Raw genomic sequence first — 14,688 nt, 5'->3', positions numbered from 1 at the left:
AGCAAGCCCCCTCCCACATTGATCGAGTGAGATCGTCTTACTTGGCCTGGTAAATGATCCCAGGGCTGCACTGCACCATCTGGTAATGGTCCGGCAGGCCATTCAACGCTTCGGAAGCCCCGAGGAACAGATAGCCGCCGCGCTTGAGCGTGCCGTGAATGCGCAGCAGGATGTCTTTCTTCACCTCGGCCGAGAAGTAGATCAGCACGTTGCGGCAAAACACCATGTCGAACTTGCCCAGGCTCGCGTAGCTGTCGAGCAGGTTGAACGAGCGAAACTCCACGCGGCTCTTGATCGGCGCCTTGACCGCCCAACGCCCGGCCCCTTTGGGGTCGAAGTAACGTTGCAGGCGTTCCTGGGACAAACCACGGCCCAGGGCCAGGCTGTCGTACTCGCCGGTCTTGCAGTTGGTGAGCATGGTGCCGGACAGGTCGGTGGCAACAATCTGCGCACCTGCCTTTAACTGGCCCATGTTGGTTCGCTCGAACTCATCGATGGACATCGAAATCGAATACGGTTCCTGCCCCGAGGAGCAGGCAGCAGACCAGATGCGCAGACGCTGGCCCGGGCTGGCCTTGATAGCTTCCGGCAGCACTTTGCTCTTGAGCACTTCAAACGGATAGGTATCGCGAAACCACAGGGTCTCGTTGGTGGTCATGGCATCGACCACCATCTCCTTGAGCCCACTGCGCGGCTGCCCCTGGATGCGCTGTACCAGCTCACCCAAAGACTTGATGCCCTGCTGCTCCATCATTTTGTTGAGACGGCTGGATACCAAGTACTGCTTGTTTTCACCGAGCAATATGCCACAGGCTTTTTCCAGGAAGACCCGGAACTGTTCAAAATCCAAATTACCCGTAGACACTGATACCGCCTCTTAAATCGTAAGACCGCCAGGGAAAAGGCCCCTAGCTATGATCTGCTGCCTTGATCCGGTCGACTACCCGGGATGCCAGGTCATCAGGACGGAATTTGGCCAGGAAGTCATCGGCACCGACTTTCTTGACCATCGCCTGGTTGAATACACCCGACAACGAAGTATGCAGGATGATATGCAATTTTTGCATGCGCGGATCGTTGCGTATCTCGGCCGTGAGGGTGTAGCCGTCCATTTCCGGCATCTCGATGTCAGAGATCATCATCAAGAACTCTTCCTCCGGCTTCTTGCCTTCATCCACCAGCTTGCGCAGGTAATCCAGCGCCTGGCGACCATCGTTGAGCGCCACCACTTCGACGCCGACGGTTTGCAGGCAACGGGTCACCTGTTTACGCGCCACCGAGGAATCGTCCACCGTCAGTACGCGCAGCGAAATAGCCTTGTGCGCGGTTTCGGCGTCCACCACACCGACGGAAATCGATTCGGACGTGGGGGCGACTTCGGCGAGGATCTTCTCCACGTCGATGATTTCCACCAACTGGTTATCGACCCGCGTCACCGCCGTGAGGTAGTGATCGCGACCGGTGCCCTTGGGCGGCGGATGGATCTCCTCCCAGTTCATGTTGACGATGCGCTCCACCGAGCGCACCAGGAAACCCTGGGTCTTGGTGTTGTATTCGGTAATGATCACGAACGGGTTCTCGCGGTCCTGCAACCCAGCGGAACCGGTGGCCAGGGCCAAATCAAGAATCGGAATCGTCGCGCCACGGATGTTAGCGACGCCACAGACCACAGGACTGGACTTGGGCATGATGGTCAACTTGGGGCACTGCAGCACTTCCCGCACCTTGAACACATTGATGCCATACAGCTGCTTGCCATCCAGACGAAAAAGCAACAACTCCAGGCGATTCTGCCCTACCAGCTGTGTGCGCTGGTTTACTGAATCCATTACTCCTGCCATGCCTTGACTCCTACGCTAAAACCTTTGGGGGTGCGATGCGCACCCAACACTAAACGGCACGAGCTTTGCTATTTATTGGTTTATGGATATTAAAACGACAGTTTCCCGACGCCCTGGTGCCCGACGATTGCGCAGATTGCTCTGCGCCGCGATGGCATTGCTTGCTGTTAGCCTGGGCACCACGGCCCGTGCCGATAACGTCACATTGCCTGATCTACTTATCGGCGTCACTCAAGGCTTTCTTGAGTTCACTGTAGAAGATTATCTGGCAACCACTCAGACGCCGGGCCGTTATGAAATCCAAGTCAACCAGTTGGACCCGCGTTTACGCATGCCAATGTGCGACAAGGAATTGACAGCCACGCTGGAAAGCCCCGCCCAACCCATCGGCCGCGTGACGGTGAAGGTGCGTTGCGACGGCGCCTCGCCCTGGACAGTGTTCGTGCCGGCACAGGTCAAACTGTTCCGCGATGTGGTGGTGGTTGCCCGGCCAATGAAACGCACCGGCATCATTGGTTTCGAAGATGTGGTACTGCGCGAACGCGACATCAGCATGATCAGCCAGGGCTACCTGACCTCCCTCGACCAAGCGGTCGGACAGAAATTAACCCGACCAGTGGTAACAGACCAAGTCATCACCCTGGTGCATCTTGAACAGGCAGAGGTGATTCGCAAGGGCGATCAGGTGGTGATTTCCGCCAGCAGTGGCGGGCTGAACGTAAAAATGCCGGGGGAGGCACTGTCCAACGGTGGCATGAGTGAGCAGATACGGGTCAAGAACCTCAACTCCAACCGCGTCATCAAGGCGCGAGTGACGGCCCCCGGGCAAGTCGAGGTTGCTTTATAGAGTGCTGGCAGAGGACGCTGGGTTTTTCTACACTGTGCACGAGATATTCCGTGCGCAGATTTATTGTCATTCGCGCCTAAAGTTCGTCCGGGTATTGCCGAAAACATGGCAAGCGTCCAAATACCCAGAGGTTTTTTGATCATGGTCATCGATTTCAGCCGTTTAAATAACACCCCGACAACGTCAGGCACTACGCGTACCACCGGTACCAAGGAAAACGTAGAAGCCAAGGCCCAGCCACTGCCCGCCAAGGCAGAACAGGCCGCCGTCAGCCAAAGCGGGGAATCCGTACACCTGAGCAATGAGGCTCAACAGTTGCAGAAGGTCACTGACTCGCTGCGCGATCAACCGGTGGTCAATAAAGCCCGTGTGGCCGAATTGAAACAGGCAATCGCCGATGGCAGCTATAAAGTCGACAGCAACCGTGTAGCCAGCAAGCTGCTTAATTTCGAAGCCGAGCGCTAGGCAAAGGCCTGCGCCGGGCTTTTGGACGCTTAAAACCCAAGGCCAGCCATGCATCACGACGAAAATCTGCTTCAACTGATCATTGATGATCTAGCGCCGACGCAGCAGCTGCTCGAGCTACTCAGGGAAGAATCCCTGGCCCTCTACGGCCGCGACATGCCGCTGCTGGAAGAAATTCTGGCGCGCAAGCAATCGCTGATTGTCCTGCTGGAACAGCATGGCAAAAAACGCAGCCAGATCCTCGTCAGCCTTGGCCTGCCCGCAGACCATGACGGCCTGGCGCAGCTGGCCAGCCACTCTTCGGTCGGCGATCAATTACTGGCCCAGAGCAAAGAACTCAATCAATTGCTCGCCCAGTGCCAGGAAGCCAACCTGCTCAACGGTCAGTCGATCCAGCTTCAGCAAGCTACGACCGCCAACCAGTTGCGTATACTTCACGGCGGAGAGCCTCCAGCGCTTTACAACGCTCAAGGTTCCACCTCGCGCCTGGTCAAGCCAAGCACTCGCAGCCAAGCCTGACGCCGGTTTACAGCGCGGCTATCCAAGACGCGCCACATACTGGCAGAATGCCTGCTCTTGCGTGTAGTCGTATTTTGTCTGGAGATGGAAGAACCGTGTTCAACGCCCTTAATGCGGAAGATGCTCCGCAGCCACCCAAGGTCCTCACCACCCCTCTGGAAATCGCCAGCACCTTGCGGATGCTGCAAGAAAGCCATGACCCGCTGATCATCACCTTCCACGAACGCAGCCAGCGCTTCCAGAGCTACCTGGTCGACGTCAACCGCGACGGCGGCTCCCTGGCCCTGGATGAAATGATCCCCCGCGATGGCGAACGCCACCTCGAAAATGGCGAACCCTTCCGCATTGAAGGCTTCCACGACGGTGTGCGCATTGCGTGGGAAAGCAACGGCAGCCTGAGCATCAGCGAAAAGGACGGCCACCGCATCTACACCGGCAGCCTGCCCGCCGAAGTGGTTTACCATCAGCGCCGCAATGCGTTCCGCGCCGCCTTGAAGCTGGCGCAACTGGTCAACATCGAACTGGGTGGAGAGAAGCTCAAGGCCCCGGTCAACGGTAAGCTGCTGGATATTTCCGCGACGGGCTGCAAATTGCGCTTTGAAGGAGATATCTCCGAGCGCCTGCAGCTGGGCCAGGTGTATGACCGTTTCATCGCCGCCCTGCCCTTTGGCAGCATGACAACCTCAGTCGAACTGCGCTACCTGCACTTCGAAGAGAAGATCAACACCACCTTCGCCGGCGTGCGCTTCCACAATATGAGTGGCTTGGTGCAGCGCCAGGTCGAGCGCTTTGTTTACCAACTGCAACGCGAAGCACGGCGTTTCGACAAAGACGACGACTTTTAAACCTGAAAAGATCGCTGTAAAAAAACGGGCAGATCCTGATGGACCTGCCCGTTTTTACGTTCAGGGGCGCGCCCTGCTCAAGTCGTGAGGGTGTTCGTCAGGCCCTGCAGGCTCAGGCGGCCCTTCAAAGAGCGGCTCATCCGCCTGCGGATCGGGATCCGTCTCCGGCTCAGGTTCCGGGGCAGCGGTTTGCATTTGCTCCTGCACCACCTGCTCATCGACACGCGGATCCAGAGCAGCCACCAGCGGTGAACTGGACATACTGTCGGGCATCGCCACGTGATGCAGGGGCGCGTCTTCCACCTGATGCAAATTGGTGACGGCTTTCGGCCGGATACGCCACACCAGGATCAACGCACACAGGCTGAAAAACGCATACAGCATGTGGCTGCCGAACATCTTCATCACCACACCGGCCAGCAACGGCCCAATGCTGGCGCCTACGCCGTACGTGACCAGCAGCATCGCCGTGAGGGATACCCGACGATCACCTTCCACATGGTCGTTGGAGAACGCCACTGCCAGCGGGTACAGGCAGAACTGCACCAGCGAACACAAGAAACCCGCCACAAACAGAACTTCCAGCGGCACCTTGGTCATTATTGCCAACGGCAACGCCGCCACCGCCAGGCACAGGGCAAAACAACGAATCAGCAGCGCGCGATCATAGCGGTCCGACAACCACCCCAGCGGCCACTGCACCAGCAGGCCGGCAAAAATGCAGCTACCCATGAACAGGCCCACCTGCTCGGTGGTCAAGCCTTGTTGAGAGGCATAGAGCGGCGCCAGACCGTAGAACGAGCCCACGATCAACCCCGCCCCCAGCACGGTGCTCAACGACTGCGGCACGCGCTTGATAAAGAAGCGCGGCTCCATCGGCGCCGGGTGCAGGGCCGCCGGGTGAATCCGCCGAGTCATGGCCACCGGCACCAGGCACAGGGCAAAACACAGGGCAACCAGCATCAACAGCTCAAGGCCGAGCTGAGGGTGCATGACCAGGATCAACTGGCCGAGTACCAGGCCCAGGTAAGACGCAATCATATAGCCGCTGAACACCACGCCGCGTTGCTTGGCGTCCGCCTGCTCGTTGAGCCAGCTTTCGATGACCATGTACTGGCACATCATGCCCAGGCCCACGATCATCCGCAGCACGATCCAGGCCGGCAGCCAATCGATCAGGCCGTGGCCCAGCACGGCCGCACCGACAATACCGGCACAGGTGGCATAGGCCCGGATATGCCCGACCCGGGCAATCAGGCGGTGCCCGATCTTGCCGCCCAGCACCAGGCCAAAATAGTTGGCCGCCATCAGCGCACCCACCCACAGGCTGTCGACATGGTCGGCCGCCAGGCGCAGGGCCAGGTAAGTACTGAGCAGGCCGGAGCCGATCAGCATCATCAAGGAGGCGAAATAAAGGGCTCGAAAAGATTTCCAGATTTGGCGCATCGGCGTTCCGAGCGGCTCCTTGCAGTGAGAGACAGGGCTATCGGCATGATAGTCCGGGGTGGCCGGGTCCGGACAGGCGGCAGGCGCTGTTTCCGGGGATTAATTTGCTTACAGACTCAGACGCTGTCCGGCCGCTTGCGGGATACACGGATTGCGATAAATACACCGTGCACGTGCTGTGAACCCTGGACTGCAGCAAGGTTCGACTGAATCGTTGGAAAACGCGCACAAAAAAGCCCTGCCAGAATATTCTGTGCAGGGCTTTGAACCTGGTGTCCCAGGGCCGGTTCGAACGGCCAACCTTCCCCTTAGGAGGGGGATGCTCTATCCAATTGAGCTACTGGGACAAATGACCGACGTCGAGCCAAAGACGCGGCGACGGACGGCGTGCATGTTAACGGCCGAGGTGGGTTTTGTCATGTCGTCCGTAGGCTTTTCGAGTGTAGGCCAACCCACACCCGAGTGATTGCGGCCAGCCCCCGCAAACACGGGCACTTGCTACCATCGTGCAAAATGCACTCCCCCAAAATGCCATCATTGCAAATTGCAACCTTTCCGACATTTGAAGTAGACTCAAGCCATTGATTTTATTGGATTAATAGTTTGGCACGGCACCTGCAATACTTCTCCTACAAACCCAACAAGCCACGGCGTTAAGCGGAGAACATAACCATGAACAGTGCCCTTCTGTTAGCCCTCAACACCGTCGCCTTGGCCGCGTTGGTCACGTTCCATTTCCAATCGACTGGCAGCAATGACCCGGCGCAGATCAGCCAGGCCGTGCCGCATCATCTGCAACAGCGCCCACAGTTGGCGGTGATGACGCCGAACGCACAGTCGCCCGTCCGCCTGACCCAAGGCACCCAGGCGGCACCTGCATCTGAACACTGGGTTTTCTGAGGAGGCCACCGATGACCAAATTTGCCTGGCTGTTTCTGTGCCTGACCGCGTTCACCGGTATGCTTGGACTGGGCGCTGAGTCACAAGACGGCCAAACCACGGCGTTCATCGCCAGTGCCGTGTTTGCCAGCCTGCTGCTGCTCACCCTCATTGTGGGCCGCCGGATCAAATTCGACCCGGTCCTGCGCTGATCCCCCTCCTGCCTTACCTTATGTCGCCTCATCCTCGCTAATCGGCAAATTGCCACTAGTCTTAAACCTAAGGGCAAAAGGCCACTTTGCGATAGCATGTGCGACCTCAAACCCTGTGGTGGCCTGGACTTACGGGAAGTTCCCCTGCGCGATTGCGTATGCAAAAGTTTTCCAACCAGTCCGCAAAAATGCAAATGAGTGCTGGCATAAAGCCTCTAGGCAGTTCAATATTTGTCACAGAATTGACGCCAAGGAACTGGCAAATCTGAGGCATGATGCGGCCTCTTTGCAATTCAGGTTGAACTTTGGTCGTGAGCCTTGTCTTAACACTCATCTTGCGGCCAATTCCAAAAACCGCTCCCCTGAACTAACCGGTTAAATATATGCGCCCATTGAAACAGGCAATTTATTCCAGCCGTACGGCTGACAAGTTCGTCGTACGTCTGCCAGACGGAATGCGGGAACGCATTGCCGAGGTGGCTCGCAATCATCACCGCAGCATGAACTCCGAGATCATCGCTCGCCTGGAACAAAGCCTCATTCAGGAAGGTGCGCTGGGCGACGAGTTGAGCATGCGCATGGACAGCCCCGAGCTGTCGCTGCACGAACGCGAACTGCTGCAGCGTTTTCGTCAGCTCTCCCACCGTCAGCAAAATGCTCTCGTCTCGCTTATCGCGCACGACGTTGAGGCGGCCGCAGAAGCCAATTGATTTGCAACTGAAAGCCGAAGCCAGCCATGTGCTGGCTTTTTTTTGCCTGGGATTTGGTGGGAATCTATAGAAGCCGAGCTTCTTTAGCGAGCAAGCTTGCTTGCACTGGAGCGCGAAGCACCTGCCAGGGATACGACTGCTGCGCAGCCGAGCGGGAGCAAGCTCCCTCGCCACAAAAAGCCAGCGCCCAGAGAGGAGCCGGCATGCGATGAACGATCAGAGCAGGAAGATCGTTGCCAGGCCCAGGAAGATGAAGAAGCCACCACTGTCGGTCATGGCCGTGATCATCACGCTGGCCCCCATGGCAGGGTCACGCCCAAGGCGGGCCAGGGTCATGGGGATCAGCACCCCCATCAGCGCAGCGAGCAGCAGGTTGAGCGTCATGGCAGCGGTCATCACCACGCCAAGGGACCAACTGCCATATAGCAAGTAGGCGACCACACCGATCACTCCCCCCCACACCAGGCCGTTTATCAGGCCCACCGCCAACTCTTTGCGCAGCAGGCGCGACGAGTTGGCGGTACTCACCTGATCGAGCGCCATCGCACGCACAATCATGGTAATAGTCTGGTTGCCGGAGTTACCGCCGATCCCGGCAACGATCGGCATCAATGCCGCCAGCGCCACCAGCTTCTCGATTGAACCCTCGAACAGCCCGATCACGCGCGACGCGATAAAGGCGGTAATCAGGTTGACCGCCAGCCAGGCCCAGCGGTTATGCAACGAACGCCAGACCGAGGCAAAAATATCTTCCTCTTCACGCAAACCGGCCATGTTGAGGACTTCGGTTTCACTTTCCTCACGAATCAGGTCGACGATTTCATCGATGGTCAAACGACCGATCAACTTGCCGTTCTTGTCGACCACCGGCGCCGAGATCAAGTCATAACGTTCGAACGCCTGGGCGGCATCGTAGGCATCTTCATCCGGGTGGAAACTGACCGTGTCACTGGCCATCAGATCCGCCACTCTTTTGTCCGGATCATTGACCAGCAGGCGCTTGATCGGCAGCACACCCTTGAGAATGCCTTCGTAATCAACCACGAACAATTTGTCGGTGTGGCCAGGCAATTCCTTGAGGCGGCGCAGGTAACGCAGGACCACTTCCAGGCTGACGTCTTCGCGGATGGTGACCATCTCGAAGTCCATCAGGGCACCGACTTGATCCTCATCGTAAGACAGCGCCGAACGCACACGCTCGCGCTGCTGAGTGTCCAGCGCTTCCATGAGTTCATGGACAACATCACGAGGCAGTTCAGGGGCCAGGTCAGCCAACTCGTCGGCGTCCATCTCCTTGGCTGCCGCCAGAAGCTCGTGATCGTCCATGTCGGCGATCAGAGTTTCACGAACCGAGTCGGATACTTCGAGCAGGATATCGCCGTCGCGGTCAGCCTTGACCAACTGCCAGAGGGTCAGTCGATCATCCAGCGGCAAGGCTTCGAGAATATAGGCGACGTCGGCGGAGTGCAGGTCGTCGAGCTTGCGCTGCAACTCGACGAGGTTTTGCCGGTGAACCAGGTTTTCGACCAGGTTGTTATTCGGGCCATCCTGGCGGTGCGTCAGGTCTTCGACCACGCGCTGGCGCTGCAGCAGCTCGATGACTTGAGCCAGACGATCCTGCAGGCTTTCTTGTGTTTTCTTTACTTCTACTTCGGTCATAGGCGAGCTCCACTCCCAGCAGCGGGGCACGCCGGAAGGATCAATCAGTCAATTCATGATTGGTAAAACGGGGTACTGAGTCACTACTGGGTAAGTCCATGGAGGTATTCCACAAGCCCCGGCGGGGCTGACGGGCGCAATGATACACCGCCCGGCCACTTTAAACGTTAAAAAACTGGAAAGAACAAGCGCTTGCGAGCCAAAGTTGAGTATTGGCTGCATCTATGAACTGCGACGTTGCAGCAAGAAAGGAAAACACAGGGGAGCAGGAGAAAAAGATGAAATCCTACACAAACCCCAGACGGCAAAAAGCCCGCACTTGGCGGGCTTTTTGTTTGTATGGTGCACTCGACAGGATTCGAACCTGTGACCGCTCGGTTCGTAGCCGAGTACTCTATCCAGCTGAGCTACGAGTGCAGATTGTGTTTTTAGACCAGATCACAACTGGTTGTAACCGAATCACCTGCATGACTGCAACTGACTCTTAAATGGTGCACTCGACAGGATTCGAACCTGTGACCGCTCGGTTCGTAGCCGAGTACTCTATCCAGCTGAGCTACGAGTGCATTTGTTGCCGCGCATTATAGGCCGTTCAATCTCTATGTAAAGCTATTTTTTCGAGTAATTTCAAGCACTTACCGAAAAAACCAGATTGCAACGTACTAAGCAAATAATGGCGGAGAACGGGGGATTCGAACCCCCGACACCCTTTTGAGGTGTACTCCCTTAGCAGGGGAGCGCCTTCGGCCACTCGGCCAGCTCTCCGCAACACGGGGCGTATATTAACCACGTTCATCCCCGTTTGCAAACATAAAAAACGATAAAAATTAAAGGCTTGGTTCTTCGTCCTTCTCTTTCTTTATCCGCAGGTAGATTTCCTCGCGGTGCACCGCTACCTCTTTCGGAGCGTTAACCCCGATACGTACTTGATTGCCTTTGACGCCGAGCACGGTCACGGTGATTTCGCCATCACCGATAATCAGGCTTTCTGCGCAACGACGAGTCAGAATCAGCATACCTTTCTCCTCACGCATTTCAGTTCAGGAACAACAGTCTGCAAAAAAAAGGCCTTCGACCTACAACCAAAAGGCCATAGCCCTACCGCCTAAGTATTGTCGAGCGCGCGCAAAAGAACATGCGCCCTACAAAAAAAGAAAGGCGCGGTAAACCGCGCCTTCCTGGCACTGCATCACTCGCCCTGTCGGGCCGGAGCGTCCAGCTCAAAAGCGGTGTGCAAAGCACGCACAGCCAGCTCCAGGTATTTCTCTTCGATCACCACCGAGACTTTGATTTCCGAGGTGGAAATCATCTGGATGTTGATGCTTTCCTTGGCCAGCGCCTCGAACATGCGGCTGGCAACGCCGGCATGGGAACGCATGCCCACGCCCACGATCGACACTTTGGCAATCTTGGTATCGCCGACCACTTCACGGGCGCCGATTTCCTTCGCTGTGTTCTGCAGGATCCGCTCCGCCGCATCGTACTCGTTGCGGTGCACCGTGAAGGTGAAATCGGTGGTGTTATCGTGCGAAACGTTCTGCACGATCATGTCGACTTCGATGTTCGCGCCGCTGATAGGGCCCAGGATCTTGAAGGCCACGCCCGGGGTGTCTGGCACGCCACGGATAGTCAGCTTGGCTTCATCACGGTTGAAAGCGATACCGGAAATGATCGGCTGTTCCATGGATTCCTCTTCATCAATAGTAATGAGGGTGCCCGGACCCTCTTTGAAGCTGTGCAATACGCGCAGCGGAACGTTGTACTTGCCGGCGAACTCCACCGCACGGATCTGCAGCACCTTGGAACCGAGGCTGGCCATTTCCAGCATCTCTTCAAAGGTGATCTTGTCCAGGCGCTGGGCCACGGACACCACACGCGGGTCGGTGGTGTAGACGCCATCCACATCGGTGTAGATCTGGCATTCATCGGCCTTGAGCGCCGCGGCCAGTGCCACGCCGGTGGTGTCCGAACCGCCACGCCCGAGGGTGGTGATGTTGCCCTGCTCATCCACACCCTGGAAGCCTGCTACAACTACCACGCGCCCGGCTTTCAGGTCAGTACGGATTTTCTGATCATCGATCTGCAGGATACGCGCCTTGGTATGCGCGCTGTCGGTAAGGATACGCACCTGGCTGCCAGTGTAGGACACCGCCGGCACACCACGCTTATTCAGCGCCATGGCCAGCAAGGCGATGGTCACCTGCTCGCCGGTGGACACGATCACATCCAGCTCACGCGGGAGCGGCTGTTGGTCGCCACTGATTGCCTTGGCCAGATCGATCAGGCGATTGGTCTCGCCGCTCATGGCCGACAGCACCACCACCAGATCGTCGCCGGCATCGCGGAATTTCTTAACCTTGTCGGCCACCTGCTCGATTCTTTCGACGGAACCGACCGAGGTGCCTCCAAATTTCTGTACGATCAAAGCCATTTCTAAGCCGCCTCAGCCCGTAAAGGGGCGCCTAATATCCAATCAACCAGCACCGAGCAGCCCGTGACTAGACCACGGGCCGGTTAACAGTGCCTTAAATACCTGCTTCGACAAACGGCACGGTCAGGGCCAGGGCCGCGTCCAGGGCGCCAGCGTCTACACCACCGCCTTGCGCCATGTCCGGACGACCACCGCCCTTCCCGCCCACTGCCGCGGCGGCTTGCTTCATCAAATCACCGGCCTTGAGTTGGCCAGTCAGGTCCTTGGTTACACCGGCAACCAGAACGACCTTATCCTCATGGACACTGCCGAGCAGGATCACTGCGCGGCCGAGCTTGTTCTTCAACTGATCGACCAGGGCCAACAACGCCTTGCCGTCCTGACCATCCAGGCGCGCAGCCAGGACTTTGACGTCCTTGACGTCCACGGCCGAAGCCGACAGATCGTCACCTGCAGCGCTGGCCGCCTTGGCTTGCAACTGCTCCAGCTGTTTCTCCAGGGCGCGGTTGCGCTCCAGCACAGCGGACAGCTTGTCGATCAGGTTGTCGCGGCTGCCCTTGACCAGGCTGGCCGCTTCCTTGAGTTGCTCTTCAGCTGCATTGAGGTAGGCCAGGGCCGCAGCACCGGTCACCGCCTCAATACGACGCACACCGGACGCGACGCCGCCTTCGCTGATGATTTTCAGCAGGGCGATGTCGCCGGTACGGTTGGCGTGAATACCACCACACAGCTCCACCGAGAAGTCGCCACCCATGCTCAGTACGCGAACATTGTCGCCGTACTTCTCGCCGAACAACGCCATGGCACCCTTGGCCTTGGCGGTCTCGATGTCGGTCTCTTCGGTTTCTACCGCAGTGTTCCTGCGAATCTCAGCGTTGACGATGTCTTCCAGGGCCTTGATCTGCTCAGGCTTGATCGCTTCAAAATGGCTGAAGTCAAAGCGCAGGCGCTGGCTGTCCACCAACGAACCTTTCTGCTGGACGTGCTCGCCCAGGACCTGGCGCAGTGCCGCGTGCAATAAGTGCGTGGCCGAGTGGTTCAGCGCCGTTGCATGGCGTACATCGGCATCGACCTGGGTGTCCACCGGCGCACCGACCGTCAAGTTGCCCAACACCAACACACCGTGATGCAGGAAAGCACCGCCGGTCTTGGTGGTGTCGCGCACCTCAAAACGACCGGACGTCGAGCTCAGGAAACCGCAGTCGCCAATCTGGCCACCGGATTCGGCGTAGAACGGCGTCTGGTCCAGGACCACAACCGCCTCGTCGCCTTCACTCAACACGTCGACCGATTTACCGTCTTTATAGAGGGCAACGATCTTGGCCGCGCCAACGGTAGCCTTGTAACCGGTGAACTCGGTGGGCACGTCGACCTTGACCAGGGTGTTGTAGTCCAGGCCAAAGGAACTGGCGGAACGCGCACGCACACGCTGGGCTTCCATCTCACGCTCAAAACCGGCCTCATCGATGGTCAACTCGCGTTCACGGGCGATGTCGGCGGTGAGGTCCATCGGGAACCCGTAGGTGTCATAGAGCTTGAACACGACATCGCCCGGCACAACGGTGCCTTTGAGCTCAGCCAAGTCCTGTTCCAGAATCTTCAAGCCGTGCTCCAAGGTCTTGGAGAACTGCTCCTCCTCAGCCTTGAGCACGCGCTCGATATTGCCTTGCTGCTGCTTGAGTTCCGGGAAGGCTTCGCCCATCTCGGCAACCAGCGCGGCCACGATTTTGTAGAAGAAGCTGCCGGTGGCGCCCAGCTTGTTACCGTGGCGGCAGGCGCGACGGATGATACGACGCAGCACGTAGCCACGGCCTTCGTTGGACGGCAGTACACCGTCGGCAATCAGGAAGCCGCAGGAACGGATGTGGTCCGACACCACCTTGAGCGAAGACTGGCTTTCATTGGCACAGCCAATGGCCGCGGCCGAAGCGCTCAGCAGGTTGGTGAACAGGTCGATTTCGTAGTTGGAATGAACGTGCTGCATCACCGCACTGATCCGCTCCAGGCCCATGCCGGTATCCACCGACGGCGCCGGCAGCGGATGCAACACGCCATCGGCGGTGCGGTTGAACTGCATGAACACGTTGTTCCAGATCTCGATGTAACGGTCGCCGTCTTCTTCCGGCGAGCCCGGTGGGCCACCCCAGATGTCGGCGCCGTGATCATAGAAAATCTCGGTGCAGGGGCCGCATGGGCCGGTATCACCCATGGTCCAGAAGTTATCGGAGGCGTAAGGCGCGCCCTTGTTGTCGCCGATGCGAATCATGCGCTCGACCGGCACACCGATTTGCTGGGTCCAGATGTCGTAGGCTTCGTCATCGGTGGCATAGACGGTGACCCAGAGTTTTTCCTTGGGCAGCTTCAACACGCCGGTGAGGAAGGTCCAGGCGAACGTAATCGCATCTTTCTTGAAATAGTCACCGAAGCTGAAGTTACCCAGCATTTCGAAGAAGGTGTGGTGGCGGGCGGTGTAGCCGACGTTTTCCAGGTCACTGTTCTTGCCGCCGGCACGCACGCACTTCTGGCTGCTGGTGGCACGGGTGTAGGCGCGCTTTTCCTGGCCCAGGAAGCAGTCCTTGAACTGGTTCATCCCCGCGTTAGTGAACAGCAGGGTAGGGTCATTGCCTGGGATCAAGGAGCTGGAGGCGACACGGGTGTGACCTTGCTCTTCGAAGAAGCGAAGGAAGGCTTCACGGATTTCTGCGCTTTTCATTAGGTTCTTCCACGGAGTCTGCGGCCAAAGGCCAGTGCGCAACATCATCAGACGAAGCGACGGCAAAGGGCCGCATTATATCGGCCCTTTGCCGGTGGTACAGCGTGTTTATGCGATAGAG

Annotated in this window: 14 protein-coding genes and 4 tRNA genes; 7 read left to right on the top strand and 11 right to left on the bottom strand. The window is 57.9% G+C overall.

Annotation, left to right across the window (positions count from 1 at the left end; all coding sequences use genetic code 11):
- Window positions 1-37 precede the first annotated feature (37 nt).
- Together cheR and BM403_RS24745 are read right to left on the bottom strand one after the other, a co-directional pair.
- Window positions 38-865: a protein-glutamate O-methyltransferase CheR gene (gene cheR, locus BM403_RS24750; RefSeq protein WP_046035645.1), complete on the bottom strand. Its 828-nt coding sequence runs from the start codon at window positions 863-865 to the stop codon at window positions 38-40.
- 43 nt (window positions 866-908) lie between these two features.
- A complete protein-coding gene (locus tag BM403_RS24745) occupies window positions 909-1,841 on the bottom strand; it encodes a chemotaxis protein CheV (protein ID WP_015885458.1) in 933 nt (310 codons plus the stop codon).
- Between the two features lie 82 nt (window positions 1,842-1,923).
- Here BM403_RS24745 and flgA point away from each other — a divergent pair, with 82 nt between their 5' ends.
- The 4 genes from flgA to BM403_RS24725 all read left to right on the top strand — a co-directional run bounded on the left by flgA (window position 1,924) and on the right by BM403_RS24725 (window position 4,517).
- The gene (gene flgA, locus BM403_RS24740; protein ID WP_046035644.1) at window positions 1,924-2,688 is read left to right on the top strand and encodes a flagellar basal body P-ring formation chaperone FlgA; all 765 of its coding nucleotides are present in this window, start codon (window positions 1,924-1,926) and stop codon (window positions 2,686-2,688) included.
- A 141-nt stretch (window positions 2,689-2,829) separates the two neighbouring features.
- The gene (flgM, locus tag BM403_RS24735; protein ID WP_015885460.1) at window positions 2,830-3,153 is read left to right on the top strand and encodes a flagellar biosynthesis anti-sigma factor FlgM; all 324 of its coding nucleotides are present in this window, start codon (window positions 2,830-2,832) and stop codon (window positions 3,151-3,153) included.
- Between the two features lie 48 nt (window positions 3,154-3,201).
- Window positions 3,202-3,672 carry a flagella synthesis protein FlgN gene (locus BM403_RS24730; protein WP_015885461.1) on the top strand — a complete coding sequence of 157 codons (471 nt, stop codon included), beginning with the start codon at window positions 3,202-3,204 and terminating at the stop codon, window positions 3,670-3,672.
- Between the two features lie 95 nt (window positions 3,673-3,767).
- Entirely contained in the window at window positions 3,768-4,517 is a 750-nt protein-coding gene (locus BM403_RS24725) for a flagellar brake protein (RefSeq protein ID WP_015885462.1), read from the top strand.
- 60 nt (window positions 4,518-4,577) lie between these two features.
- On the opposite strand, the gene BM403_RS24720 is transcribed toward BM403_RS24725, so the two are convergent.
- Window positions 4,578-5,963: an MFS transporter gene (locus BM403_RS24720; RefSeq protein ID WP_015885463.1), complete on the bottom strand. Its 1,386-nt coding sequence runs from the start codon at window positions 5,961-5,963 to the stop codon at window positions 4,578-4,580.
- A 270-nt stretch (window positions 5,964-6,233) separates the two neighbouring features.
- Window positions 6,234-6,310, bottom strand: a tRNA-Arg gene (locus tag BM403_RS24715).
- Window positions 6,311-6,635: 325 nt separating this feature from the next.
- Between BM403_RS24715 and BM403_RS24710 the strand changes: the two genes are divergently transcribed.
- The 3 genes from BM403_RS24710 to BM403_RS24700 all read left to right on the top strand — a co-directional run bounded on the left by BM403_RS24710 (window position 6,636) and on the right by BM403_RS24700 (window position 7,764).
- Window positions 6,636-6,863, top strand: coding sequence for a hypothetical protein (locus BM403_RS24710; RefSeq protein ID WP_015885464.1), 228 nt, complete (start codon window positions 6,636-6,638; stop codon window positions 6,861-6,863).
- Window positions 6,864-6,874: 11 nt separating this feature from the next.
- On the top strand, window positions 6,875-7,054 hold the full coding sequence (locus BM403_RS24705; RefSeq protein WP_015885465.1) for a PA3371 family protein: 180 nt from the start codon (window positions 6,875-6,877) through the stop codon (window positions 7,052-7,054).
- A 383-nt stretch (window positions 7,055-7,437) separates the two neighbouring features.
- The gene (locus tag BM403_RS24700; RefSeq protein ID WP_015885466.1) at window positions 7,438-7,764 is read left to right on the top strand and encodes an Arc family DNA-binding protein; all 327 of its coding nucleotides are present in this window, start codon (window positions 7,438-7,440) and stop codon (window positions 7,762-7,764) included.
- Window positions 7,765-7,980: 216 nt separating this feature from the next.
- On the opposite strand, the gene mgtE is transcribed toward BM403_RS24700, so the two are convergent.
- The 7 genes from mgtE to alaS form a co-directional block, all read right to left on the bottom strand.
- Entirely contained in the window at window positions 7,981-9,423 is a 1,443-nt protein-coding gene (mgtE, locus tag BM403_RS24695; protein WP_015885467.1) for a magnesium transporter, read from the bottom strand.
- A 340-nt stretch (window positions 9,424-9,763) separates the two neighbouring features.
- Window positions 9,764-9,840 (bottom strand) — tRNA-Arg (locus BM403_RS24690).
- Window positions 9,841-9,912: 72 nt separating this feature from the next.
- Window positions 9,913-9,989: transfer RNA gene (locus tag BM403_RS24685), tRNA-Arg, on the bottom strand.
- Window positions 9,990-10,097: 108 nt separating this feature from the next.
- Window positions 10,098-10,188: transfer RNA gene (locus tag BM403_RS24680), tRNA-Ser, on the bottom strand.
- A 62-nt stretch (window positions 10,189-10,250) separates the two neighbouring features.
- A complete protein-coding gene (csrA, locus tag BM403_RS24675) occupies window positions 10,251-10,439 on the bottom strand; it encodes a carbon storage regulator CsrA (RefSeq protein ID WP_003175645.1) in 189 nt (62 codons plus the stop codon).
- Window positions 10,440-10,612: 173 nt separating this feature from the next.
- A complete protein-coding gene (locus BM403_RS24670) occupies window positions 10,613-11,854 on the bottom strand; it encodes an aspartate kinase (protein WP_010208327.1) in 1,242 nt (413 codons plus the stop codon).
- 94 nt (window positions 11,855-11,948) lie between these two features.
- Entirely contained in the window at window positions 11,949-14,567 is a 2,619-nt protein-coding gene (gene alaS, locus BM403_RS24665) for an alanine--tRNA ligase (protein WP_064055095.1), read from the bottom strand.
- Window positions 14,568-14,688: the final 121 nt, after the last annotated feature.

The sequence above is a fragment of the Pseudomonas sp. OV546 genome, from assembly GCF_900116845.1.
GTDB lineage: Bacteria > Pseudomonadota > Gammaproteobacteria > Pseudomonadales > Pseudomonadaceae > Aquipseudomonas > Aquipseudomonas petroselini.
Note: the sequence above shows the minus strand (reverse complement) of the source record. Positions and strands in the feature narration are given on the sequence as shown.